The following is a 22,955-nucleotide window of genomic DNA, read 5'->3' as shown; positions in this document are numbered from 1 at the left end:
TTGGTTCAGATATCAGTGTCGGCTTCTTCTACTTCTTCAACCGGCTCGCGGTTGGCAGCAGCCTTCACGTCTGGTGCTGCGGTCAGCAGCTTGTCGCGAATCTGCTTCTCAAGCGTAGCGGCGATATCCGGGTTGTCCGCCAGGAACTTGGCCGAGTTGGCCTTACCTTGGCCGATCTTGCTGCCGTTGTAGGCATACCAGGCACCGGACTTCTCGACGAAACCGTGCAACACGCCCAGGTCGATCATCTCGCCGTTCAGGTAGATACCCTTGCCGTAGAGAATCTGGAATTCGGCCTGACGGAAAGGCGGAGCTACTTTGTTCTTCACGACTTTAACGCGGGTTTCGCTACCAACCACCTCGTCGCCTTCCTTCACCGCGCCGGTACGGCGGATGTCGAGACGGACCGACGCGTAAAACTTGAGCGCGTTACCACCGGTGGTGGTTTCCGGGCTGCCGAACATCACGCCGATCTTCATACGGATCTGGTTGATGAAGATCACCAGGCAGTTCGCGTTCTTGATGTTACCGGTGATTTTACGCAGCGCCTGGGACATCAGACGGGCTTGCAGGCCCACGTGCATGTCACCCATTTCGCCTTCGATTTCAGCCTTGGGTACCAGGGCAGCCACGGAGTCGACCACGATCACATCGATGGCGTTGGAACGCACCAGCATGTCGGTGATTTCCAGGGCTTGCTCACCGGTGTCCGGCTGGGAAACCAGCAGGTCGTCAACGTTGACACCCAGTTTGCCGGCGTATTCAGGGTCGAGGGCGTGCTCGGCGTCGACGAACGCGCAGGTGGCGCCCATTTTTTGCGCCTGGGCAATCACCGACAGGGTCAGGGTGGTTTTACCGGAAGATTCAGGACCGTAGATTTCAACGATACGGCCTTTTGGCAGGCCGCCAATGCCGAGTGCGATGTCCAGACCCAGAGAGCCAGTGGAAATAGCCGGGATCGCCTGACGGTCGTGATCGCCCATACGCATTACGGCACCCTTGCCGAATTGACGTTCGATCTGACCCAGGGCCGCAGCCAAGGCTTTCTTCTTGTTGTCGTCCATTAAAGTCCTCACGTAATCAATAAGGCCTGACGGCCAACACCTGTATAAGTAGACAGTATTGTTCCACAAAGATCGGAGATCGCCTACCCCTGATTGTCTATTTCTGCTGCAGCTCGTCGCAACAACCCCTCCAGCGCAGCCTTCACCGTTTGTCGACGGACCTCGTCGCGGTTGCCGGTGAAGTGCTGTAACTCCGCCGTGACCTCGTCGCCTACGCCAAAGGCCAACCATACAGTGCCCACCGGCTTGTCCGGCGAACCGCCATCGGGGCCTGCCACGCCGCTGACCGCCACGGCAAAGCGCGCCAGGCTTTTTTCCTGCGCGCCGCGAACCATGGCTTCCACTACTTCCTGGCTGACAGCGCCGACTTTTGGAAACAACGCCTGCGGCACATTCAACTGCCGGGTCTTCTGGCGATTGGAATAGGTGACATACCCCGCCTCGAACCAGGCAGAACTCCCCGGAATCCGCGTGATGGCTTCGGCGATACCGCCGCCGGTGCAGGATTCGGCAGTGGTGACGTGCGCATTGAGCACCTGCAAGCGGCGGCCCAGATCAGCGGCAAGTTGAGTGATTTCCTTCACGGTCATCTCCAGATAGGGGCGGGGGTTTGCCTACCCTACAGGAGCAAATCGCGCATGCAAGCGACAGACTGGCACAAGAGGTTAACGGCCCCAATTACAGGTGTAACGGTGCATCCAACATGGACTACTCCTGCAACGGGCGATATTGGCCGGCGTCGTCGATATTCGACACTCCCCAAGCGCAGGCAAACAGCGGCATGCCTGTGGGACGTTCGAACAGCGACGGTCTTAGAAAGAAGTTTTGAATGAAGGAAACAGTCCAAATGTCGTAGTCCGTTTCCGCCCCAATGGGCGCGCAAGGTGCCGCGACGATCATCGTCGGCCGGCCGCACTGGTCAGGCGCCAGGCCCCAGCGGTTATCCAGGGCTAGGTCCATCATCTGGCTGGCAAGGCCGCAGGCATTAAAGGGCGCTGAGCCGCTGGCAACCATGGCCTTGAGCGAAACCGACCAGGCATGCGCTTTGCCCCCTGCAAGGGAGCGAACGCCTGGACCACTGCGCTCGACGCTGACCGAGATTCCGGTGTTATCACCCATGCCCGGGAAGTCATGGTGATTGCCTACGCGCAGGTGTGGGAACGCGCTCTTCAGCGCGTCCGCAATCGCCACCTGCAGTTGGGAAGGTTTTTCGAGAAGGGCCATGTGCTTGCATCCTTGCAGCGGTTACTGCTGGTCCGGGCGAGAGGTCGGGGGGTCGTTGACCCCGATACGCTTGGCCGCCCAGCGTTCATAAAGGCCGATTGCCACGTCCGCGCCGGCCATGGCCGTGAGGCAGCCGATGGCGCCCGCGGTCCAGATCGACATGCCGGCGGCGTAGCACAGCATCAATGCCGAGACGCCGCAGACCATGCACGCGCCGGACCGCAGCGCCAGGCGCCGTACCAGCGACCAACCGCGGGCGCCCTCCTTGTCGGCGCGCCACATTTCCCCAGACACCCCACCGATCAGGGCCAGTACGATCACCAGCCAGATAGGCAGTTCCGCTAACGCTTGCTGCTCGTTTGTCATGTCACGCCTCCTGGCTGAGCACTGCCGGCGAAGGGCCGGCTCTTGGGTGAATCCATGGGTAGGTAGGCATTCCAAAAAGCCCGATTGCCCGGGCTTTTCAGTAATGATGTCCTCGGTCTTTCGGCGCTACTGGCGCGGTACGGACCTTTCCTCGATGTTTTTCCGACCACGATCCTTGTCTGCCGGATAACTGCTTGTGGTGTTTTACGCTGCACACCCGGGTCAGTTGCCAACCCTCTGAACCGTTATCAGGCCGGTTCATTGCTGCCTTTTTTGAAGCATTGAAACTAAAGAGCGTCGGCATCCTTGCCGGTGTTGCCTGGCTTCCCTGCCATCGCTCTGATGGCGTCCTTGCCGATGTCGCGTGCCTTCCTTGTCTTCCTAAGCAGCATCCTTGCCGCCTCCACCCGCCTTGTTTGGCTGGCTTGAGATGAAGAATATGCATGTATGCATATACAGTCAATGCATCAATGCATTTATTTTCCACCAACAAATGCATTTATGCATTTTACTCCTTGCGGGTCAGGGGTTTACCGATTTTCCACAGGCGAAAAAAAGCCCGCGCATTGGCGGGCTTTGTCTTACGCGGGGAGGTTAACGAGCGTACATGCCCCACCAGAACACATGACCGAGGATGCTGATCTGCTCGTCCTGGATATCCTGGAAGCTGTAGTCCTCGTCCGGGTGCTCATCGCGGTTGAAACTGCGCAGGCGAATCCCGGAAGGCAGGCGATAGAGCTGTTTAACGCGCAGCTGGCCATTGTGATTGATGGCATATAAATCACCATCCACGATGTCACCGATCCCACTCTTGCCCGCATTCACCCCGACCGTCGCGCCATCACGCAGCACCGGCAACATACTGTTGCCGCGCACCGTCACACACTTGGCCTGGTCGAACTGCACACCGTTATGTCGCAGGCTGCGCTTGCCGAAACGCAAGCTGGCCTTTTCGCTTTCCTCGATGACGAATCTTCCTGATCCAGCAGCCAATTCAACCTCGCGCAGAAAGGGGATCGACACCTCGTCATCATTAACGGGCGTGTCGTCGTCCCACAGGCTTATGTCCTTGAGTTCCGAATGCATCGGGTCGCGCCCGTCATCGCGCAAAGCGCCCAGCGCCGCGCGTCCGCGCAACTGGTCGGTGCTCACGCGGAAATACTCGGCTATGCGCGAGATGTGCTTGTCCGACGGATCAACGATCTTGCCGCCGAGGATCCGCGACAGCGTGGATTGAGGCACGCCGGTACGCCGGTGAAGCTCCGTGGGGGAGATCCGGTCGCGGTCCAGCAGCTCTCTTAATACGATAGAAACGTTGCGTTTTTGCATAACGGCGATAGTGACGGCAGTTTTTGGGGTTGGCAAATGCTAATTTGCATATTTTATGCATTTGCCATGCCCTGTACCTATCCGTTTGCGACCTGCGAACCCCCGACCTCGCGTGTTAACCTTGCCGCCATCGCAAAAAATGCTGGGCCAAGCGCCCCCTTTGCCCCATCACTTTCAACGAATTTGCCTACTATCCAATGAGTAAAAACACGTCCGATCTGTCCTCCCACACGCCGATGATGCAGCAGTACTGGCGCCTGAAAAACCAGCACCCTGATCAGTTGATGTTCTATCGCATGGGCGACTTCTACGAGATCTTCTACGAAGACGCGAAGAAGGCCGCCAAGTTGCTCGACATCACCCTGACCGCGCGCGGGCAGTCGGCGGGGCAGTCGATTCCGATGTGTGGGATTCCTTACCATTCGTTGGAAGGTTATCTGGTCAAGCTGGTGAAGCTGGGCGAGTCGGTGGTGATCTGCGAGCAGATCGGTGACCCGGCGACGAGCAAAGGCCCAGTGGAGCGCCAGGTGGTGCGCATTATCACGCCGGGCACGGTGAGTGATGAGGCGTTGCTCGATGAGCGCCGCGATAACCTGATCGCCGCGGTGCTGGGCGATGAGCGTTTGTTCGGCCTGTCGGTACTGGATATCACCAGCGGCAATTTCAGCGTGCTGGAGATCAAGGGCTGGGAGAATCTGCTCGCGGAGCTGGAGCGCATCAATCCGGTGGAGCTGTTGATTCCGGATGATTGGCCCAAAGATCTGCCGGCGGAAAAACGCCGTGGGACCAAACGTCGCGCGCCGTGGGATTTCGAACGTGACTCGGCGCTGAAAAGTCTGTGCCAGCAGTTTTCGGTGCAGGACCTCAAAGGCTTTGGTTGCGAAACCCTGACCCTGGCCATCGGCGCCGCCGGTTGTTTGCTTGGCTATGCCAAGGAAACCCAGCGCACCGCCCTGCCGCACTTGCGCAGCCTGCGCCATGAGCGCCTGGACGACACCGTGGTGCTCGATGGCGCCAGCCGTCGCAACCTGGAGTTGGACACCAACCTGGCCGGCGGCCGTGACAACACCTTGCAGTCGGTGGTCGACCGTTGCCAGACCGCCATGGGCAGCCGTTTGCTGACGCGTTGGCTGAACCGTCCATTGCGCGACTTGACGGTGCTGCAAGCGCGTCAGACGTCCATCACGTGCCTGCTGGATGGCTATCGCTTTGAAAAGCTGCAACCGCAGCTCAAGGAAATCGGCGATATCGAACGCATCCTGGCGCGAATCGGCCTGCGCAACGCGCGGCCGCGTGACCTCGCGCGCCTGCGCGATGCACTTGGCGCCCTGCCGCAGTTGCAAACCGCGATGACCGAACTGGACACGCCGCACCTGCAGCAGCTGGCCGTGACTGCCGGGACCTACCCGGAACTGGCAGCGCTGCTGGAAAAAGCCATCATCGACAACCCGCCCGCGATCATCCGTGACGGCGGCGTGCTGAAGACCGGTTACGACAGCGAACTGGATGAGCTGCAGTCCCTGAGCGAAAACGCCGGGCAGTTCCTGATCGATCTGGAAGCCCGCGAAAAAGCGCGCACCGGCCTGGCCAACCTCAAGGTCGGCTACAACCGTGTACATGGCTACTTTATTGAGCTGCCGAGCAAGCAGGCGGAGTCGGCACCGATTGATTATCAGCGTCGTCAAACCCTTAAAGGTGCCGAGCGCTTTATCACGCCTGAGCTGAAAGAGTTCGAAGACAAGGCGCTATCGGCCAAAAGCCGCGCCCTGGCGCGGGAAAAAATGCTCTACGAGGCCTTGCTCGAAGACCTGATCAGCCAATTGGCGCCGCTGCAGGACACCGCCGGCGCCCTGGCCGAGCTGGATGTACTGAGCAACCTCGCCGAGCGTGCGCTGAACCTTGACCTGAACTGCCCGCGCTTTGTCAGCGAGCCGTGCATGCGCATCGTGCAGGGTCGCCACCCAGTGGTAGAACAAGTGTTGACCACACCGTTCGTCGCCAACGACCTGTCGCTGGATGACGATACCCGCATGTTGGTGATCACCGGTCCGAACATGGGCGGTAAATCCACCTACATGCGGCAGACCGCATTGATCGTATTGCTGGCGCATATCGGCAGCTTTGTGCCGGCGGCCAGCTGCGAGCTGTCCCTGGTAGACCGGATTTTCACGCGGATCGGTTCCAGCGATGACCTGGCCGGTGGCCGTTCGACCTTTATGGTGGAAATGAGCGAAACCGCGAACATCCTGCACAATGCCACCGAGCGCAGCCTGGTGCTGATGGACGAAGTGGGCCGCGGTACCAGCACCTTCGACGGCCTGTCCCTGGCGTGGGCAGCGGCCGAGCGTCTGGCGCAATTGCGTGCCTACACGCTGTTTGCCACCCACTACTTCGAGCTCACCGTACTACCGGAAAACGAGCCGCTGGTGGCCAACGTGCACCTGAATGCCACCGAGCACAACGAGCGCATCGTGTTCCTGCACCACGTGCTGCCGGGGCCGGCCAGCCAGAGTTATGGCCTGGCCGTGGCACAACTGGCCGGCGTGCCGAACGAGGTGATCAGCCGCGCCCGCGAGCACCTCAGCCGCTTGGAAACCACCGCCCTGCCCCACGAAACCGTGGTCGCCAGGCCGGCCAAAGCCAGCAGCAAACCCGCCGCGCCGCACCAGAGCGACCTGTTCGCCAGCCTGCCCCATCCGGTGCTGGATGAGTTGGCGAAGCTTGACCTGGACGGCTTGACCCCGCGTAAAGCGTTAGAAATGTTATATGCACTGCAAGTTCGGATATAACGCACAGGCGTGCAAGCTGGTAGACTCTCGCGCGGTTTGGGATGCTGCAGGCTTTTAGCCTGGCCTGCAGACTATCGCTCCCGAACCTCGCGAGCCCTGCCACAAAGGGTTTCGCTGCCGCCGCCTGAGGAGAAAATTAGAAATGACCTTCGTCGTTACCGACAACTGCATCAAGTGCAAGTACACCGACTGCGTCGAAGTGTGTCCGGTGGACTGCTTCTACGAAGGCCCGAATTTCCTGGTAATCCACCCGGATGAGTGCATCGACTGCGCCCTGTGTGAGCCGGAATGCCCGGCCGTCGCTATTTTCTCCGAGGACGAAGTCCCGGCAGAGATGCAGGAATTTATTCAGTTGAACGTCGAGCTGGCGGAAATCTGGCCGAATATCACTGAGCGCAAAGACCCGATGCCGGACGCAGCGGAGTGGGATGGCAAAAAAGGTAAGATTGCAGACCTCGAACGCTGATAGCGTCGCTTCCCAAAAGGCCCCTTGCGGGCCTTTTTGCGTTTCTGGATGGCCGGTTTCACTTTTCTACAGGCAAAAAAAAGGGGCGGTATGACCCGCCCACATTTTTTCCCTAGTCCCTGTATTCCTTTTCATCGTCCTGATGAATCGCATCCTGCGACGTTCCTTCAAACCATCGTTCCTTGATGGCCGTGCCAATCCGTGGACACAGGGCTGATGTTAAAGAGTTCCCGGGGAACTTCAATGGGATCCAACCAGACTCAAAACAGATACCGAAGCTAAAACCGATATAAATAATTGTTATATTTCAATCGGTTATAAATTTCTCTCAACAGTTCGAGACGACCCCGCCGGGTAAAAAACCCAAACACTTACGAAAAAGTAAGCGAATGCTTACACGCGCAATTACGTAAAAGCGTAACCGGGCCCCGTCGAGCGCCCTTGCGGCAAAAAAAAGCCCCGACACGGTCGAGGCTTTTCTTAGGCGGAGCCGCTCAGTCGTCGCTGACCGTGATGGTCGGCATCGCCGGGGCAGCGGCTTCCTGCAGGACGATCCGCGCACCGACATGGCGGGCCAGCTCCTGATAGATCATGGCAATCTGGCCATCCGGCTCGGCTGCCACTGTGGGCTTGCCGCCGTCGGCCTGCTCGCGGATCACCATGGACAGCGGCAACGAGGCCAGCAGTTCAACGCCGTATTGGGTCGCCAACTTTTCGCCACCACCTTCGCCAAACAGGTGCTCGGCGTGGCCGCAGTTGGAGCAGATGTGCACCGCCATGTTTTCGACCACACCCAGCACCGGGATATTGACCTTGCGGAACATCTCCACGCCTTTCTTCGCGTCGAGCAGCGCCAGGTCCTGGGGCGTGGTCACGATCACGGAACCGGCCACCGGGACTTTCTGTGCCAGGGTCAGTTGGATGTCACCGGTGCCGGGCGGCATATCGATGACCAGGTAATCCAGGTCGCCCCAGGCGGTCTGGGTGACCAGTTGCAGCAACGCGCCCGAGACCATCGGGCCGCGCCAGACCATCGGCGTGTTGTCGTCGGTAAGGAAGGCCATGGACATCACCTCCACACCCATCGACTCGATCGGCACGAACCACTTCTGGTCCTTGACCTTGGGCCGCGTGCCCTCGGCAATGCCAAACATCACACCTTGGCTCGGGCCGTAGATATCAGCGTCGAGGATACCGACCCGCGCGCCTTCACGCGCCAGGGCCAGGGCCAGGTTGGCGGCAGTCGTGGATTTACCCACGCCGCCCTTGCCGGACGCCACCGCCACCACGTTCTTGACGTTGGCCAGGCCCGGGATCTGCGCCTGGGCCTTGTGCGGCGCGATCACGCACTGAATGTCGACCTTGGCCGAGGCCACGCCGTCGAGGCCTTCAATGGCCATTTGCAGCATCTGCGCCCAACCACTTTTGAACAGACCTGCGGCATAGCCCAGCTCCATGTGGACCGACACCTGATCACCCTGGATCTCGATGGCGCGTACACAACCGGCACTGACCGGGTCCTGGTTCAAATAGGGGTCGGTGTACTGGCGAAGAACGGCTTCCACCGCTGCGCGATTGACGGCGCTCATGGGCTACTCCCGAAAAAGACTGACTAAAACAGGCGGCTATCCTAACCGTTCCAGCGGTATAGCGGCATGCTTTCGCAGATCGGGAAGGTTCTGAAACAACGCCACGGGGTGAAATAAATTCCCCGGCGCTTTATAGTGGCCGACCTCCGTTTCATCAAGTAGCCGAGCCCCATGTCCGAGCCACGCAAGATCCTCGTCACCAGCGCCCTGCCCTATGCCAATGGTTCTATCCATCTTGGCCATATGCTTGAGTACATCCAGACCGATATGTGGGTGCGCTTCCAGAAGCATCGCGGCAACCAATGCATTTATGTCTGCGCGGACGACGCCCACGGTTCGGCCATCATGCTGCGTGCCGAAAAGGAAGGGATCACTCCGGAACAACTGATCGCCAATGTGCAGGCTGAACACAGCGCCGACTTTGCCGAGTTCCTGGTGGATTTCGACAACTTCCATTCGACCCACTCCGACGAAAACCGTGAGCTGTCGAGCCAGATCTACCTGCGGTTGAAGGACGCCGGGCACATCGCCACGCGTTCGATCACCCAATATTTCGACCCGGAAAAGAAAATGTTCCTGGCCGACCGCTTCATCAAGGGCACCTGCCCGAAATGCGGCACCGAAGACCAATACGGCGACAACTGCGAGAAATGCGGTGCTACCTACGCACCGACTGACTTGAAGGACCCCAAGTCGGCAATCTCCGGCGCCACCCCGGTGCTCAAGGATTCCCAGCACTTCTTCTTCAAGCTCCCGGACTTCCAGCAGATGCTGCAGACCTGGACCCGCAGCGGCACCCTGCAGGACGCCGTGGCCAACAAGATCGCCGAATGGCTAGACGCCGGCCTGCAGCAGTGGGACATCTCCCGCGATGCGCCGTACTTCGGCTTCGAGATCCCCGGCGAGCCGGGCAAGTACTTCTATGTGTGGCTGGACGCGCCGATCGGCTACATGGCCAGCTTCAAGAACCTCTGTGACCGCACACCTGAGCTGGACTTCGACGCGTTCTGGGCCAAGGATTCCACCGCCGAGCTGTACCACTTCATCGGCAAGGACATCGTCAACTTCCACGCCCTGTTCTGGCCGGCCATGCTCGAAGGTTCGGGCTACCGCAAGCCAACCGGCATCGCGGTGCACGGCTACCTGACGGTCAACGGCCAGAAAATGTCCAAGTCCCGTGGCACCTTCATCAAGGCGCGCACCTACCTGGACCATCTGTCGCCGGAATACCTGCGCTACTACTACGCCTCCAAGCTGGGCCGTGGTGTCGATGACCTCGACCTGAACCTGGAAGACTTCGTACAGAAGGTCAACTCGGACCTCGTGGGCAAAGTCGTCAACATCGCCAGCCGTTGCGCCGGGTTCATCCACAAGGGCAATGCCGGTGTGCTGGTGGCCGAGAATGCCGCGCCGGAACTGACTGAAGCCTTCCTGGCCGCCGCGCCAAGCATCGCCGATGCCTATGAAGCCCGTGACTTTGCCCGCGCCATGCGCGAGATCATGGGCCTGGCCGACCGCGCTAACGCCTGGATCGCCGACAAGGCACCGTGGTCGCTGAACAAGCAGGAAGGCAAGGAGGCTGAAGTCCAGGCGATCTGCGCCACGGGCGTCAACCTGTTCCGCCAGTTGGTGATCTTCCTCAAGCCGGTGCTGCCATTGCTGGCCGCCGATGCCGAGGCATTCCTCAACGTTGCGCCGCTGACCTGGAACGACCACGCGACGCTGCTCAGCAACCATCAGTTGAATGCGTTCAAGCCGCTGATGACGCGCATCGACCCGGTAAAAGTCCAGGCCATGACCGACGCTTCGAAAGAAGACCTCGCCGCCAGCCAGACCGACACCGGCTCGGCTGCGCCAGCCGGCAACGGTGAGCTGGCCAAGGACCCGATCTCTGCGGAGATCGATTTCGACGCCTTTGCCGCCGTGGACCTGCGCGTTGCGCTGATCGTCAAGGCCGAAGCCGTTGAGGGCGCAGACAAGCTGCTGCGCCTGACCCTGGACCTCGGCGGCGAGCAACGTAATGTGTTCTCCGGGATCAAGAGCGCGTATCCGGACCCGTCCAAGCTCGACGGTCGCCTGACCATGATGATCGCCAACCTCAAGCCACGGAAAATGAAATTCGGCATTTCCGAAGGCATGGTGATGGCGGCCGGCCCTGGTGGCGAAGAAATCTACCTGCTGAGCCCTGACAGCGGCGCCAAGCCGGGTCAACGCATCAAGTAAGCGACAGGCTGTGGTGGCCCGGCGGGTAATGCCGAGCGGGCTTGTTGGCAACCAGGCTTGTCGTGGCTAGCCGGTTTGTTTGTGGCCAATGGGGTTGTTGTGGCCAGTAGGCTTGTTGTGGCCAATGGGGCTGTTGTGGCGAGCGGGCTTGCCCGCGTTGGGGCGCGCAGCGCCCCCAAACCAGACACCCCGCTCCAACTGTAAAAACTGCGGTGGCCCTATTGGGGCCGCTACGCAGCCCAGCGCGGGCAAGCCCGCTCGCCACACAAAGCTGGCAACAAACTGGCAATGGCTGGCAAATAGCTGGTAATGCGCTGGTAAAGCGCTGGCAAAACGCCAGATCACTACCGCAGGCCGGGGCATTGCAACAAGCCCACCCCTTACAAAATACCGTTCGCTCAGCCGGCATACCCATGACCGATATGCTCTTCACCCTCCTCAGCGCTGCTCTCATCAGCAACCTCGTGTTGCAGATGCCGCTGGCGGTCGACCCGGTGTTGGCCCCGCTTGCTCGCCAACAGGTGCACGCCCTGGGGCTCGCCACCACGCTGCTGATGCTACTGAGTGGAGTGCTGGGCTATCTGCTGGACCACTATTTATTGCAACCACTGGCGCTGACCGCCCTGCGGCTGTTCGTGTTCCTGCCGCTCACCGCCTTGTTGATCAGCCCCGTACTTCGCCTGCTTGCCCGCCTGCGACCGTCCATGCAGTGGGAAGGCCTGTGGTTTTTGCTGCTGGGCAACGCAGGCCTATTGGACGTGGTGCTGCTGGCTACTCAGGATGATCAGGGCTTGATCCACATGACCGCACTGAGCCTTGGCAGCGGGCTGGGTTTTTGGCTGCTATTGAGCCTGTACAGCGACTTGCACGAACGCATCGCCGACAATGACATCCCCCTGCCCTTTCGCGGCCTGCCGGTGGAGCTGATCAGCGCCGGGCTGATGGCGGTGGCTTTCCTCGGTTTCAACGCAATGATCAAAGCATGAACCTGATTCAACGTATCGACGCACTGCTACCGCAGACCCAATGCGGCAAATGCGGGCACCCGGGCTGCAGACCTTACGCTGAGGGCATCGCCCAGGGCGAGGCGATCAACAAGTGCCCGCCGGGCGGGCAGGAAACCCTCGATGGATTGGCGCACTTGCTGAACGTGCCGGTGTTGGCTCTGGACACCACCCGGGGCGAGGCGCCTGCGCAGGTTGCGTATATCCGCGAGGCCGAGTGCATCGGCTGCACCAAATGCATCCAGGCGTGCCCGGTGGATGCGATTGTCGGGGCCGCCAAGTTGATGCACACGGTGATCGTCGACGAATGCACGGGCTGCGACCTCTGCGTCGCACCGTGCCCGGTCGACTGCATCGAGATGCGCCCGCCGACCACGGTAGTGCCGATAGTCGGCGGCCTGGCGGCCAATGATGCCGAGCGCCGCGCGCGCGACCTCAAACGTGACCGCGCACGGCGGCGCTTTGAACAACGCCACGCGCGCCTGCAACGCGAAGAGGAACACAAGATCGCCGAACGGCTAGCGCGGGCCAAGCGCACAGCCGCGGTCGAAGCGGCACCGCAGGATAGCCAACAGGCAGCCCTGGATGCGGCGATCAAGAAAGCCAAAATCAACCTGGCGATGAGTCGCGCGCAGTTACACAAATCCTTGAAGGCGTTTGGTCATCCCCCCACGTTCGAGCAACAGTCGCAACTGATCATCCTGCAACAGCAGTTCGAGGCGGCCGAGCAAGCGCTTGGCGCCCTGGAGGCCAACAGCGTCGCCGTGGCCGCGCCGCCCGCGAGCACGCTGGCCGACCTCAAGCGCGCCAAGATCCAATTGGCCATGCGTCGCGCCGAACTGAAAAAAGCCCAGGACCAGAATGCCGATCCGCAGCAGTTGGCCGAAGCGCAAGGCAAGCTCGACGCCGCGCAGCGCCAGGTGGACGCCCATGGTGGCCGCTGACCCGCAACACGCCCTGCAGCGTGTATTGCTGGCGACCCTGCCAGGCGTGGCGACACTGTGCTGGTTCTACGGCTGGGGCGTGCTGATCAATCTGGCGCTGGCCGGCGTATGTGCAGTGCTGGTGGATGCAGGTGCACAGCGCTTGCGGGGACGTCGCGTGAATGACCTGAGCAGCCTGGTCACGGCGACACTGCTGGCCCTGGCGCTGCCGCCGTATTGCCCCTGGTGGCTGTGCGTGGCGGCCGTTGCCAGTGGGCTGCTGCTGGGCAAGCACCTGTATGGTGGCAATCGCAACCCGTTCAACCCGGCGATGGTCGGCTATGCCTTGATGCTGATTGCCTTTCCGCAATCCATGAGCCACTGGCCCGCTGCCCATGGCCTGGACCTGCTGGCTGGCGTGCAGCAGGTGTTGGGATTGCAGGGCACTGCGCCCGACGCCTGGGCCCAGGCCACCGCGCTGGATACCCTGCGCACCAATAACAGCCTGACCATCGACGAGTTGTTCGCGCGCAGCCCGGCGTTTGGCGTGTGGGGAGCCAAGGGCAGTGAGTGGGTAGGCCTGGCCTACCTGGCAGGCGGGCTTCTGCTACTGCAACAACGGGTAATCAGTTGGCATGCCCCGGTGGGCATGCTGGCGGGCCTGTTTGTGAGCAGCATGCTGTTCTGGAACGGCTCGGGGTCTGACTCCCAGGGCTCGCCCCTGTTTCATCTGTTGAGCGGCGCCACCCTGCTCGGCGCATTTTTTATCGTCACCGAGCCGGTGTCCGGCCCTCGCCACCCAAGGGCGCGCCTGCTGTTCGGCGCGGGTGTTGGGGTGCTGACTTATCTGATTCGCACGTGGGGCGGTTACCCGGACGGTGTGGCCTTTGCGGTGCTGCTGATGAATTTGGCCGTGCCGGCCCTGGAGCGTTGGGTGGCGTCGACATCGTCGGCGGTGGACGCATGAACGCCGCCAAAGGCTGGGCATGGGCCGCGCTGATCGCCACGTTGGGGGTCGCGCTGCCTCTGGGCCTTCAACACCTCACCGGCGAGCAGGCCGCCCGCCAGGCCCAAACGCAACAAGGCCGGGCGTTGCTCGACCTGCTCCCCGATGCACACTACGACAATGCCCCGCTCGCTCACCCCTTGGCGATCGCCGTGCAGCCACTGGCCAACAGCCAGTTGCAGGGTGGCTACCTCGCGACGCTGTCCGGCCACCCCAGCGCGCTGCTGCTGCGGCTGCGCGCCGACGGCTATGTCGGGCCGATCGAGTTACTGGTCGCCATCGACCGCGACGGTCAGTTGCTGGGGGTCAAAACCCTGGTGCAGTCAGAAACCCCGAACATTGGCGGCCTTATCAGTGAGCACGGCAACCTATGGATGGCGGCGTTCAAAGGTCATTCACGTGATAACCCGCCGCCATTCGATCACATGGCCAGCGCGACCGTGACGTCCCGCGCCGTGACCCATGCGGTTCAGGACGCATTGCGCTATTTCGATGAGCATCGATCGTCATTGCTGGAGCGCGACGCCCATGAGTAAAACCGTTGGCCTGGCCCATGCGCTGATGCTCGTTCCGCTGCTCGGGGTGACGGACACACTGGCCAACGCCTTGAGTTTCCTCGGGGTGTACGCACTGATCGTAGCGCTTTACGCAGTGGCCATGGGCGCGGTGCGTACGCGCCTTGGCGCACCAGCGCGATGGGTTGCCAGCCTGATGCTGGCGGCCTCCCTGGTCAGCAGTGCGCAGGTGCTGCTGCAGGCATTCGCGCTGCCCGTGTATCTGCAATTGAGTGCCTACCTTGCGCTGATCAGCGTGCAGTGCATCGTGCTGGAATATTCAGGCTTTTTCACAGCAGGCCAGCGCAAGGCCCAATGGCGCTTGTTCGGCCTGTTTGGCGTGTTGATGGTCAGCATGGGCTTGTTACGTGCGAGCACCGTCACCACATTGATGCCCGCCGGGTTTATCCTGCTCGGGCTATTGCTCGCCGGGTATCAAGCCTGGGCCCATTATTCGAAACCGCGCTGACCGCCTGCAAGGAACCGACCGCCCCATGAATGCCGCAAAACGCCTGGAAATTTTCCGCAGGCTTCACGAAGACAATCCGGAACCCAAGACCGAACTGGCCTACACCACCCCGTTCGAGTTGCTGATTGCGGTGATCCTGTCGGCCCAATCCACAGACGTTGGCGTCAACAAGGCGACGGCAAAGCTATACCCCGTAGCGAACACACCCGAGGCGATCCATGCCCTGGGGGTGGAAGGGTTATCCGAATACATCAAGACCATCGGCCTGTATAACAGCAAGGCCAAAAACGTTATCGAAACCTGCCGTCTGCTGGTCGAGTTGCATGGCAGCCAGGTGCCGCAAACCCGCGAAGCCCTCGAAGCGCTGCCGGGGGTTGGCCGTAAAACCGCCAATGTGGTGCTCAACACCGCGTTCAGGCAACTAACGATGGCGGTAGATACGCATATTTTCCGCGTCAGCAACCGTACCGGCATTGCACGCGGGAAGAACGTGGTGGAGGTGGAAAAGCAGTTGATGAAGTTCGTACCCAAGCCGTACCTGCTCGATTCCCACCACTGGTTGATCCTTCACGGACGCTACGTCTGCCAGGCCCGCAAGCCTCGTTGCGGCAGCTGTCGCATTGAGGACCTGTGCGAATACAAGGAAAAAACCTCTGACGATTGAGGGATCATTGGTTTTCTCGATCAGGCGATTGAAAAAATCTTTTTTACCCGCCCATGGATTATCGTTATAAGGAGCGCCAACGGCAGTCTTAGCCCGGAGTTAACCTTATGAGCACTGGCAAAGAACAACTGGAAGTGGAAGACGACCTCGTTGAGTCGGATGAGGACGGGGCTGAAGCACCTGTGGCAGAGGTGGCCAAGACCAATTTGAGCAAACGCCGCACTATCGACAATCTTCTGGAAGAGCGACGCTTGCAAAAACAGCTGGCCGACTACGACTTCGACCTCTGACAGAGCCTGTAACGGCCGGAAGCCTCCCTGACGGAGGCTTTTTTGTGCCGGTTCACTTGAATCTCGCCCTCCTCCTATACCAGGCCGTTGCGTTGGGCCAACTCGATCAGGTCCACCAGCGAACGCGCATTGAGCTTGAGCAGCAAGCGTGTCTTATAAGTGCTGACGGTCTTGTTACTGAGGAACATGCCATCCGCGATCTCCTTGTTGGTTTTGCCCCGGGCCAGCTGTTGCAACACCATCATCTCCCGACCCGAAAGACGCTCGACCATATCGGCCTCGCTGGCGTTGCCCATGGTGGAGCGCACCGAATTGAGCGCCTGGTTCGGGAAGTAGCTGTAGCCGGAGAGCACCGCTTTTATGGCGCTCAACAACTCGGTCAGGTCCTGTTGCTTGCACACATAGCCGGCGGCGCCCGCTTGCATGCACCGCATGGAGAAATGGCCCGGTGCCTGGGACGTGAGCACCAACACCTTGAACGGTGCCGGCTGTTTGGCAGAAGACAGTCGGCAGATAACTTCCAGGCCATCGAGCTTGGGAATTCCAATATCCAGTATGACAATGTCCGGCATATGCTCCCGCGCAAGTTGCAACGCATCGACACCGTTATCGGTCTCGGCAACGACCTCATAACCATGACGCTCCATTAGCATACGCACAGCAAGACGAATGACGGGATGATCATCCACGATCAGCACTTTATTCATGAGAAAGTCCAATTTCGCTGTTCGAATTATTCAGAGCAAACACAATAGCCTAGTCGTTTCCTAGTTGGCATAGCATTCCCCCCCCAAGTATGAGTAAGCAGAGACGCAACCCACAACCAGCTAGGAATTAGCCTACAAAAAAAACGCTAACTCAGGTGTATCGAGTTTTATAGAGCCTTTCAGATCTTTCCGGGGCTGCACACGTTTTGAGTGAAATATCCAATGGATAAGGGGAAGGTGGTAAACGTAGCGCACACAAGTTTCAGGAAACGTCCCTTGCTTGCAGCGTCCTCGGTGACGAGCCGGCAAAAAAGGCCCACGTATTTCAGTTCCATTAGACACATTCATTAACACTCCTGATTTCCTACAGAACTTTCTATTTTTTATATTCACAAAACACTTTCTTGTGTGAATTTTCTGTAAGACATAGTTCCTATCCAGGTGTAAATAATTCATTCACACAGGCAAAACCCGACCATCATTCGCATTCAACTCTTTTTGCGCCCCCGGGCATCAGCAAACTTAAACATTTATAAACAAGAGGGTTTCCATTTATATACAGCCAAAAAAAAATGGCCCCTGAACAAGGGGCCATTTTTCACATCATTTGGAACATTCAGAACAACTTACGGCCCTTGTTGGCCGCAATGCGCATGCGCAGTGCGTTCAACTTGATAAAGCCTGCTGCGTCCGCCTGGTTGTAAGCGCCGCCATCTTCTTCGAAGGTGGCGATGTTGGCATCGAACAGCGACTCATCGGACTTGCGACCGGTCACGATCACATTGCCCTTGTACAGCTTGAGGCGCACAACGCCGTTCACGTGGGCCTGGGACGCGTCGATCATCTGTTGCAGCATCACACGCTCAGGGCTCCACCAGTAGCCGGTGTAGATCAGGCTGGCGTACTTGGGCATCAACTCGTCTTTGAGGTGAGCCACTTCACGGTCCAGGGTGATGGACTCGATGGCGCGGTGAGCGCGCAACATGATGGTGCCGCCCGGGGTTTCGTAGCAGCCACGGGACTTCATGCCCACGTAACGGTTTTCGACGATGTCGAGACGGCCGATACCGTGTTCGCCACCGATACGGTTCAGGGTCGCCAGCACGGTGGCCGGGGTCATTTCGACGCCGTCCAGCGCGACGATGTCGCCGTTGCGGTAGGTCAGTTCCAGGTACTGTGGCTTGTCTGGCGCGTTCTCCGGGGAGACGGTCCATTTCCACATGTCTTCTTCGTGCTCGGTCCAGGTGTCTTCCAGCACGCCGCCTTCATAGGAGATGTGCAGCAGGTTGGCGTCCATCGAGTACGGGGACTTCTTCTTGCCGTGGCGCTCGATCGGGATGGCGTGCTTTTCAGCGTAATCCATCAGTTTTTCACGGGACAGCAGGTCCCATTCACGCCAAGGAGCAATCACTTTCACGCCAGGCTTGAGCGCGTAGGCACCCAGCTCGAAACGCACCTGGTCGTTGCCCTTGCCGGTAGCGCCATGGGAAATGGCGTCGGCGCCGGTTTCGTTGGCGATTTCGATAAGGCGCTTGGCGATCAGCGGACGTGCGATGGAGGTACCCAGCAGGTACTCGCCTTCGTAGACGGTGTTGGCGCGAAACATCGGGAAGACGAAATCGCGGACGAACTCTTCGCGCAGGTCGTCAATGTAGATCTCTTTCACGCCCATGGCTTGCGCCTTGGCACGTGCAGGTTCGACCTCTTCGCCCTGACCCAGGTCAGCGGTGAAGGTCACCACTTCACAGTTATAAGTATCCTGCAGCCACTTGAGGATCACCGAAGTGTCCAGGCCGCCGGAATACGCGAGAACGACCTTGTTTACGTCGGCCATGCCATCACTCCACGGGGTTGTACGGAAAGCCGTCGATTCTACCGACCAAAACCGTGAATTTACAGGGGCGCGACAGCAAATGAAGATAAAGCGACAGATTATGTCGAGCGGGCGACCGATGGCCGCACGTTACGACGTATGGGCCGGGTTGCTTGGACCAACGGCCTGAGGCGCCGGTTTTTCGGGGGTTGCCACGCGCTCAAGCTGGATATTCACGCGACGGTTGCGTGCCCGATTGGCAGCATTGGTGTTGGGTGCCAGGGGGTAACTTTCGCCGTGGAAGCGCATGGTGATCTGCGATTCCTGGATACCGTTGGCCTTCAGGTAGTCCATCACCGCCAGCGCACGGCGGCGTGAGACGTCACGGTTGGTCAGGCGGTTGCCACTGTTGTCCGAATGGCCGTTCAATTCGACATGGTTAACCGTCGGGTCGGCTTTCATGTACGCAAGAATCACGTCCAGTTTCTTTTTGGCTGCCGCGTCCAGCTCGATACCGCCACCGGGGAAGCCGACTTCGGTCTGTTTCACTTGGTCGTAATTCATCGGCAACAGCTTGGTGGTGCACAACTGATAGTCGTTGTAGGCCTTGTTGAACTTCACCGGCAGCAGGCGGATTTCCGAATAACCGCCTTCGCGCCCGTAATGCCGCACCGTCGGGCTGCGCCCTTCCAGCAAGCCCGTAAACAGCCGGCCAGCCTGGGCTTGCGAGCTGTTAAAGAGTACATCGCCACTGCCAGCACGCACGGCGCCGAGGTTGATATCGCCCCGGCCCGGCTGCCAAGGGGCTGCCGCCGCCAACAACGTGGCCGAGCCCGCGCCCAGCGAACCGTTATAGGCTTTGAGGCGAAACGTCGCCTGCTCGCCGGCCCGACGCACGAACTCGCCCGAACCGAAATCGGTGATCGGCTGGGTAAGGCGGCACTCGAACTGGTCGCCGTCCACCTTCCACTCAATATTCTCCAGACGTGTCTGGAACGTGAGGGCCATCGCAGGCAGGCTGGCGAACACACTGAGCAGGGCTAGATAATGCTGGCGCACGGGAGGCTCCACTGGTTTCTACAACACTTCAAAGCGTCATACATCGATAAGGCATACGAAAGGCTATCGGATGCATCCGGCAAAACTTGATAGCGAGTGCCTGCAAGAGTCTTTTCCGGTAGCATTCCCACCAGATTGACCCGCCTGGAATCCCCAATGTCCGACCGCCTGACCCTGCTGCGTCCCGACGACTGGCATATTCATCTTCGCGATGGTGCTGCGTTACCCCAAACCGTGGCCGATGTAGCGCGCACATTTGGCCGCGCCATCATCATGCCCAATCTGGTACCTCCGGTGCGTAACGCCGCTGAAGCCGACGCCTATCGCCAGCGCATCCTCGCTGCACGACCGGCCGGCAGCCGTTTCGAACCGTTGATGGTGCTCTACCTCACCGACCGTACCCAGCCTGAAGAAATTCGCGCTGCCAAGGCGACCGGTTTTGTGCACGCCGCCAAGCTATACCCGGCTGGCGCGACCACCAACTCCGATTCCGGTGTGACCAGCATCGACAAGATCCTGCCGGCCATCGAAGCCATGGCTGAAGTCGGCATGCCGCTGCTGATCCACGGTGAAGTCACCCGTGGCGATGTCGACGTGTTTGATCGCGAGAAGATCTTCATCGACGAGCATATGCGCCGTGTGGTCGAGCTGTTCCCGACCCTCAAGGTGGTGTTCGAGCACATCACCACCGCCGATGCCGTGCAGTTCGTCAGCGAGGCCTCGGCCAACGTGGGCGCGACCATCACCGCGCATCACCTGCTGTACAACCGCAACCACATGCTGGTGGGCGGGATTCGGCCGCATTTTTATTGCCTGCCGATCCTCAAGCGCAACACCCACCAGGTGGCCTTGCTCGACGCCGCCACCAGCGGCAGCCCCAAGTTCTTCCTTGGCACCGACTCGGCGCCCCATGCCCAACACGCCAAGGAAGCCGCGTGCGGCTGTGCCGGTTGCTACACCGCGTATGCCGCCATCGAGCTGTACGCCGAAGCATTCGAACAGCGCAACGCCCTGGACAAACTCGAAGGCTTCGCCAGCCTTAATGGCCCGCGTTTCTACGGCCTGCCGGCGAATACCGACCGCATTACCCTGGTTCGTGAAGACTGGACCGCCCCTGCCAGCCTGCCGTTTGGCGAGCTGACTGTTATCCCGCTGCGCGCCGGTGAAACACTGCGCTGGCGCCTGCTGGAGGAAAGCAAGTGAGTGAAGACCATTACGATGACGACCAGGAACACAGCGGTGGCGGTGGTTCGCGCCACCCGATGGCTGAGCGTTTCCGTGGCTACCTGCCTGTCGTTATCGACGTAGAAACCGGCGGCTTCAACTGCGCCACCGATGCCCTGCTGGAAATCGCCGCAACCACCATCGGCATGGATGAGCAGGGTTTCGTGTACCCGGAACACACCCACTTCTTCCGCGTCGAGCCGTTTGAAGGCGCCAATATCGAAGCGGCGGCCCTGGAATTTACCGGGATCAAGCTCGATCACCCGCTGCGCATGGCCGTGAGTGAAGAAGCGGCGCTGACCGATATCTTCCGTGGTGTGCGCAAGGCGTTGAAGGCCAATGGCTGCAAACGCGCGATCCTGGTGGGCCACAACAGCAGCTTCGACCTGGGTTTCCTGAACGCTGCCGTGACGCGCCTGGACATGAAGCGCAACCCGTTCCACCCGTTCTCCAGCTTCGACACCGCCACCCTCGCCGGCCTGGCTTATGGCCAGACCGTGCTGGCCAAAGCCTGCCAGGCAGCCGGCATCGACTTCGACGGCCGCGAGGCCCACTCGGCTCGCTACGACACCGAGAAGACCGCCGAGCTGTTCTGCGGCATCGTCAACCGCTGGAAGCAGATGGGCGGCTGGGAAGACTTCAACGACTGATACTGGCCCGAACAAGCGGGCTTCTGTGGCTAGCTGGCTTGTTGTGGCAAGCAGGCCTCTGTGAAAAGCAGGCTTGGTGTGGCTAGCAGGCCTCTGTGAAAAGCAGGCTTGGTGTGGCTAGCAGGCCTCTGTGAAAAGCAGGCTTGGTGTGGCTAGCAGGCCTCTGTGAAAAGCAGGTTTGTTGTGGCGAGCGGGCTTGCCCGCGTTGGGCTGCGTAGCGGCCCCAGTAAGGCCGCCACGGTTTAACTGTTGAACCGCGGTATCAGGTTTTGGGGCTGCTTCGCACCCCAACGCGGGCAAGCCCGCTCGCCACAAGAGCCCGCTAGCCAAAAAAAACCAGCTGGCCACCACAAGCCAGCTCGCCTCCGAGTCAAACGCAGCGCATAAAAAAACCGGCCTTCTCAGGCCGGTTTTTTTGTACCTCGACGCGGGCTTACAGCTTGCCGGCGTTCTCGGTCAGGTAAGCCGCAACGCCTTCTGGCGAAGCGTTCATGCCTTTGTCGCCTTTTTTCCAGTTGGCAGGGCAGACTTCGCCGTGCTCTTCGTGAAATTGCAGCGCGTCGACCAGACGGATCAGCTCTTCCATGTTACGGCCCAGCGGCAGGTCGTTGATGATCTGCGAACGGACAACGCCCTTGTCGTCGATCAGGAACGCGCCACGGAACGCCACGCCGCCTTCAGACTCAACGTCGTAGGCCTTGGCGATGTCGTGCTTCATGTCGGCAGCCATGGTGTATTTGACTTTGCCGATGCCGCCATCATTGATGGCAGTGTTACGCCAGGCGTTGTGGGTGAAATGGGAGTCGATGGAAACGGCGACCACTTCAACGTTGCGCGCCTTGAAATCGTCCATGCGGTGGTCCAGAGCGATCAGCTCCGAAGGGCAGACGAAGGTGAAGTCCAGCGGGTAGAAGAATACCAGGCCGTATTTGCCTTTGATGGCTTCAGACAGTTTGAAGCTGTCTACGATTTCGCCATTGCCGAGGACGGCAGGTACGTCGAAATCCGGGGCTTGTTTGCCGACGAGTACGCTCATTGGATATCTCCTGATGTAAGGGTGACGATTGAAGTAAAACGACCGGCCTTGAGTCTGCCGCACGCAAGCGACAGCCCTGTGACGCAGTCACGCTTCGTGATGACCGACCATCATACACTGAAAAAACCGTTCGTCAGTGGGAGGGCCCTGAAGGTGAATGCCCTACGAATCTACTTTGACAATCATTCTCGTTAACATTAAGATCCAACGCACTCAAGCCTTAACCCGCGACGGTTCTCCCTTATGTATGTGTGCCTCTGTACTGGCGTCACCGACGGACAAATCCGCGAAGCAATCTATGAAGGTTGCTGCAGCTACAAGGAAGTGCGCGAAACCACCGGCGTTGCCAGCCAGTGTGGTAAATGTGCCTGCCTCGCCAAGCAAGTGGTACGGGAAACCCTGACGCAGCTGCAGACAGCCCAGGCCGCGCTCCCCTACTCAGCAGAATTTACACACGCTTAAATTGGCGTGTTTTAAAGAACCGGACTTAGTGTCCGGTTTTTTTA

22 protein-coding genes and 1 pseudogene are annotated in these 22,955 nt (G+C 59.8%); 13 read left to right on the top strand and 10 right to left on the bottom strand.

Annotation, left to right across the window (positions count from 1 at the left end):
* Positions 1-5 precede the first annotated feature (5 nt).
* The 5 genes from recA to GIW02_RS07515 all read right to left on the bottom strand — a co-directional run bounded on the left by recA (position 6) and on the right by GIW02_RS07515 (position 3,983).
* The gene (gene recA, locus GIW02_RS07535; protein WP_003189042.1) at positions 6-1,064 is read right to left on the bottom strand and encodes a recombinase RecA; all 1,059 of its coding nucleotides are present in this window, start codon (positions 1,062-1,064) and stop codon (positions 6-8) included.
* Between the two features lie 83 nt (positions 1,065-1,147).
* Positions 1,148-1,648 (bottom strand): CinA family protein, encoded by a 501-nt coding sequence (locus tag GIW02_RS07530; RefSeq protein WP_236418376.1) that lies wholly within the window; start codon positions 1,646-1,648, stop codon positions 1,148-1,150.
* 124 nt (positions 1,649-1,772) lie between these two features.
* Positions 1,773-2,288, bottom strand: a complete 516-nt coding sequence (locus GIW02_RS07525) for a hypothetical protein (RefSeq protein ID WP_236418377.1) — start codon at positions 2,286-2,288, stop codon at positions 1,773-1,775.
* A gap of 21 nt (positions 2,289-2,309) precedes the next feature.
* On the bottom strand, positions 2,310-2,654 hold the full coding sequence (locus tag GIW02_RS07520; protein WP_236418378.1) for a phage holin family protein: 345 nt from the start codon (positions 2,652-2,654) through the stop codon (positions 2,310-2,312).
* Positions 2,655-3,248: 594 nt separating this feature from the next.
* On the bottom strand, positions 3,249-3,983 hold the full coding sequence (locus GIW02_RS07515; protein ID WP_268935393.1) for an XRE family transcriptional regulator: 735 nt from the start codon (positions 3,981-3,983) through the stop codon (positions 3,249-3,251).
* Between the two features lie 197 nt (positions 3,984-4,180).
* Here GIW02_RS07515 and mutS point away from each other — a divergent pair, with 197 nt between their 5' ends.
* Together mutS and fdxA are read left to right on the top strand one after the other, a co-directional pair.
* The gene (gene mutS, locus GIW02_RS07510; RefSeq protein WP_236418379.1) at positions 4,181-6,772 is read left to right on the top strand and encodes a DNA mismatch repair protein MutS; all 2,592 of its coding nucleotides are present in this window, start codon (positions 4,181-4,183) and stop codon (positions 6,770-6,772) included.
* A gap of 142 nt (positions 6,773-6,914) precedes the next feature.
* Complete coding sequence (gene fdxA / locus GIW02_RS07505; RefSeq protein ID WP_003208688.1) at positions 6,915-7,238, top strand: ferredoxin FdxA; 324 nt, start codon at positions 6,915-6,917, stop codon at positions 7,236-7,238.
* Positions 7,239-7,732: 494 nt separating this feature from the next.
* On the opposite strand, the gene apbC is transcribed toward fdxA, so the two are convergent.
* Positions 7,733-8,827 (bottom strand): iron-sulfur cluster carrier protein ApbC, encoded by a 1,095-nt coding sequence (gene apbC, locus GIW02_RS07500; RefSeq protein ID WP_236418380.1) that lies wholly within the window; start codon positions 8,825-8,827, stop codon positions 7,733-7,735.
* Positions 8,828-8,998: 171 nt separating this feature from the next.
* On the opposite strand from apbC, the gene metG reads away from it, so the two are divergent.
* The 8 genes and pseudogenes from metG (at position 8,999) to GIW02_RS07460 (ending at position 15,960) form a co-directional block, all read left to right on the top strand.
* On the top strand, positions 8,999-11,050 hold the full coding sequence (gene metG, locus GIW02_RS07495; RefSeq protein ID WP_236418381.1) for a methionine--tRNA ligase: 2,052 nt from the start codon (positions 8,999-9,001) through the stop codon (positions 11,048-11,050).
* Between the two features lie 413 nt (positions 11,051-11,463).
* A complete protein-coding gene (locus tag GIW02_RS07490; RefSeq protein WP_236415972.1) occupies positions 11,464-12,036 on the top strand; it encodes an Rnf-Nqr domain containing protein in 573 nt (190 codons plus the stop codon).
* Between the two features lie 17 nt (positions 12,037-12,053).
* Positions 12,054-12,419: pseudogene (gene rsxB, locus GIW02_RS27220) on the top strand (electron transport complex subunit RsxB); the annotation flags it as partial.
* A gap of 565 nt (positions 12,420-12,984) precedes the next feature.
* Complete coding sequence (locus GIW02_RS07480; protein WP_236415968.1) at positions 12,985-13,944, top strand: RnfABCDGE type electron transport complex subunit D; 960 nt, start codon at positions 12,985-12,987, stop codon at positions 13,942-13,944.
* Entirely contained in the window at positions 13,941-14,519 is a 579-nt protein-coding gene (locus tag GIW02_RS07475; RefSeq protein ID WP_236415966.1) for an FMN-binding protein, read from the top strand. Before GIW02_RS07480 ends, GIW02_RS07475 begins: the two co-directional genes overlap by 4 nt.
* On the top strand, positions 14,512-15,006 hold the full coding sequence (locus GIW02_RS07470) for an Rnf-Nqr domain containing protein (RefSeq protein ID WP_236415964.1): 495 nt from the start codon (positions 14,512-14,514) through the stop codon (positions 15,004-15,006). Before GIW02_RS07475 ends, GIW02_RS07470 begins: the two co-directional genes overlap by 8 nt.
* Before the next feature lie 25 nt (positions 15,007-15,031).
* Complete coding sequence (gene nth / locus GIW02_RS07465; RefSeq protein WP_236415962.1) at positions 15,032-15,670, top strand: endonuclease III; 639 nt, start codon at positions 15,032-15,034, stop codon at positions 15,668-15,670.
* A 107-nt stretch (positions 15,671-15,777) separates the two neighbouring features.
* Positions 15,778-15,960, top strand: a complete 183-nt coding sequence (locus GIW02_RS07460) for a PA3496 family putative envelope integrity protein (protein ID WP_101267028.1) — start codon at positions 15,778-15,780, stop codon at positions 15,958-15,960.
* Between the two features lie 74 nt (positions 15,961-16,034).
* On the opposite strand, the gene GIW02_RS07455 is transcribed toward GIW02_RS07460, so the two are convergent.
* The 3 genes from GIW02_RS07455 to GIW02_RS07445 form a co-directional block, all read right to left on the bottom strand.
* Positions 16,035-16,667, bottom strand: a complete 633-nt coding sequence (locus tag GIW02_RS07455; protein ID WP_122539733.1) for a response regulator — start codon at positions 16,665-16,667, stop codon at positions 16,035-16,037.
* A gap of 616 nt (positions 16,668-17,283) precedes the next feature.
* A complete protein-coding gene (locus tag GIW02_RS07450; RefSeq protein ID WP_003231410.1) occupies positions 17,284-18,501 on the bottom strand; it encodes an argininosuccinate synthase in 1,218 nt (405 codons plus the stop codon).
* 129 nt (positions 18,502-18,630) lie between these two features.
* The gene (locus tag GIW02_RS07445; protein WP_236415960.1) at positions 18,631-19,539 is read right to left on the bottom strand and encodes an OmpA family protein; all 909 of its coding nucleotides are present in this window, start codon (positions 19,537-19,539) and stop codon (positions 18,631-18,633) included.
* Positions 19,540-19,695: 156 nt separating this feature from the next.
* Between GIW02_RS07445 and pyrC the strand changes: the two genes are divergently transcribed.
* Positions 19,696-20,742, top strand: a complete 1,047-nt coding sequence (gene pyrC, locus GIW02_RS07440) for a dihydroorotase (protein ID WP_177016329.1) — start codon at positions 19,696-19,698, stop codon at positions 20,740-20,742.
* Positions 20,739-21,413 carry a ribonuclease T gene (gene rnt, locus GIW02_RS07435; protein ID WP_236415958.1) on the top strand — a complete coding sequence of 225 codons (675 nt, stop codon included), beginning with the start codon at positions 20,739-20,741 and terminating at the stop codon, positions 21,411-21,413. Before pyrC ends, rnt begins: the two co-directional genes overlap by 4 nt.
* 433 nt (positions 21,414-21,846) lie before the next feature.
* Here rnt and GIW02_RS07430 read toward each other — a convergent pair whose 3' ends face one another.
* Complete coding sequence (locus tag GIW02_RS07430; protein WP_003172097.1) at positions 21,847-22,449, bottom strand: peroxiredoxin; 603 nt, start codon at positions 22,447-22,449, stop codon at positions 21,847-21,849.
* A 243-nt stretch (positions 22,450-22,692) separates the two neighbouring features.
* Here GIW02_RS07430 and GIW02_RS07425 point away from each other — a divergent pair, with 243 nt between their 5' ends.
* Positions 22,693-22,911 (top strand): bacterioferritin-associated ferredoxin, encoded by a 219-nt coding sequence (locus tag GIW02_RS07425; RefSeq protein WP_010564137.1) that lies wholly within the window; start codon positions 22,693-22,695, stop codon positions 22,909-22,911.
* The last annotated feature ends 44 nt before the right edge of the window (positions 22,912-22,955 follow it).

The sequence above is a fragment of the Pseudomonas syringae genome (assembly GCF_021606685.1).
Classification (GTDB): domain Bacteria; phylum Pseudomonadota; class Gammaproteobacteria; order Pseudomonadales; family Pseudomonadaceae; genus Aquipseudomonas; species Aquipseudomonas syringae_R.
Note: the sequence above shows the minus strand (reverse complement) of the source record. Positions and strands in the feature narration are given on the sequence as shown.

Coding starts and splice junctions, on each gene's coding strand:
- mutS (WP_236418379.1), top strand. CDS start 4,181: ATGAGTAAAAACACGTCCGATCTGTCCTCCCACACGCCGATGATGCAG.
- apbC (WP_236418380.1), bottom strand. CDS start 8,827: ATGAGCGCCGTCAATCGCGCAGCGGTGGAAGCCGTTCTTCGCCAGTAC.
- GIW02_RS07470 (WP_236415964.1), top strand. CDS start 14,512: ATGAGTAAAACCGTTGGCCTGGCCCATGCGCTGATGCTCGTTCCGCTG.
- GIW02_RS07455 (WP_122539733.1), bottom strand. CDS start 16,667: ATGAATAAAGTGCTGATCGTGGATGATCATCCCGTCATTCGTCTTGCT.
- GIW02_RS07525 (WP_236418377.1), bottom strand. CDS start 2,288: ATGGCCCTTCTCGAAAAACCTTCCCAACTGCAGGTGGCGATTGCGGAC.
- GIW02_RS07430 (WP_003172097.1), bottom strand. CDS start 22,449: ATGAGCGTACTCGTCGGCAAACAAGCCCCGGATTTCGACGTACCTGCC.
- metG (WP_236418381.1), top strand. CDS start 8,999: ATGTCCGAGCCACGCAAGATCCTCGTCACCAGCGCCCTGCCCTATGCC.
- pyrC (WP_177016329.1), top strand. CDS start 19,696: ATGTCCGACCGCCTGACCCTGCTGCGTCCCGACGACTGGCATATTCAT.
- recA (WP_003189042.1), bottom strand. CDS start 1,064: ATGGACGACAACAAGAAGAAAGCCTTGGCTGCGGCCCTGGGTCAGATC.
- GIW02_RS07450 (WP_003231410.1), bottom strand. CDS start 18,501: ATGGCCGACGTAAACAAGGTCGTTCTCGCGTATTCCGGCGGCCTGGAC.
- GIW02_RS07475 (WP_236415966.1), top strand. CDS start 13,941: ATGAACGCCGCCAAAGGCTGGGCATGGGCCGCGCTGATCGCCACGTTG.
- GIW02_RS07425 (WP_010564137.1), top strand. CDS start 22,693: ATGTATGTGTGCCTCTGTACTGGCGTCACCGACGGACAAATCCGCGAA.
- nth (WP_236415962.1), top strand. CDS start 15,032: ATGAATGCCGCAAAACGCCTGGAAATTTTCCGCAGGCTTCACGAAGAC.
- GIW02_RS07515 (WP_268935393.1), bottom strand. CDS start 3,983: ATGCAAAAACGCAACGTTTCTATCGTATTAAGAGAGCTGCTGGACCGC.
- fdxA (WP_003208688.1), top strand. CDS start 6,915: ATGACCTTCGTCGTTACCGACAACTGCATCAAGTGCAAGTACACCGAC.
- GIW02_RS07520 (WP_236418378.1), bottom strand. CDS start 2,654: ATGACAAACGAGCAGCAAGCGTTAGCGGAACTGCCTATCTGGCTGGTG.
- GIW02_RS07480 (WP_236415968.1), top strand. CDS start 12,985: ATGGTGGCCGCTGACCCGCAACACGCCCTGCAGCGTGTATTGCTGGCG.
- GIW02_RS07460 (WP_101267028.1), top strand. CDS start 15,778: ATGAGCACTGGCAAAGAACAACTGGAAGTGGAAGACGACCTCGTTGAG.
- GIW02_RS07490 (WP_236415972.1), top strand. CDS start 11,464: ATGACCGATATGCTCTTCACCCTCCTCAGCGCTGCTCTCATCAGCAAC.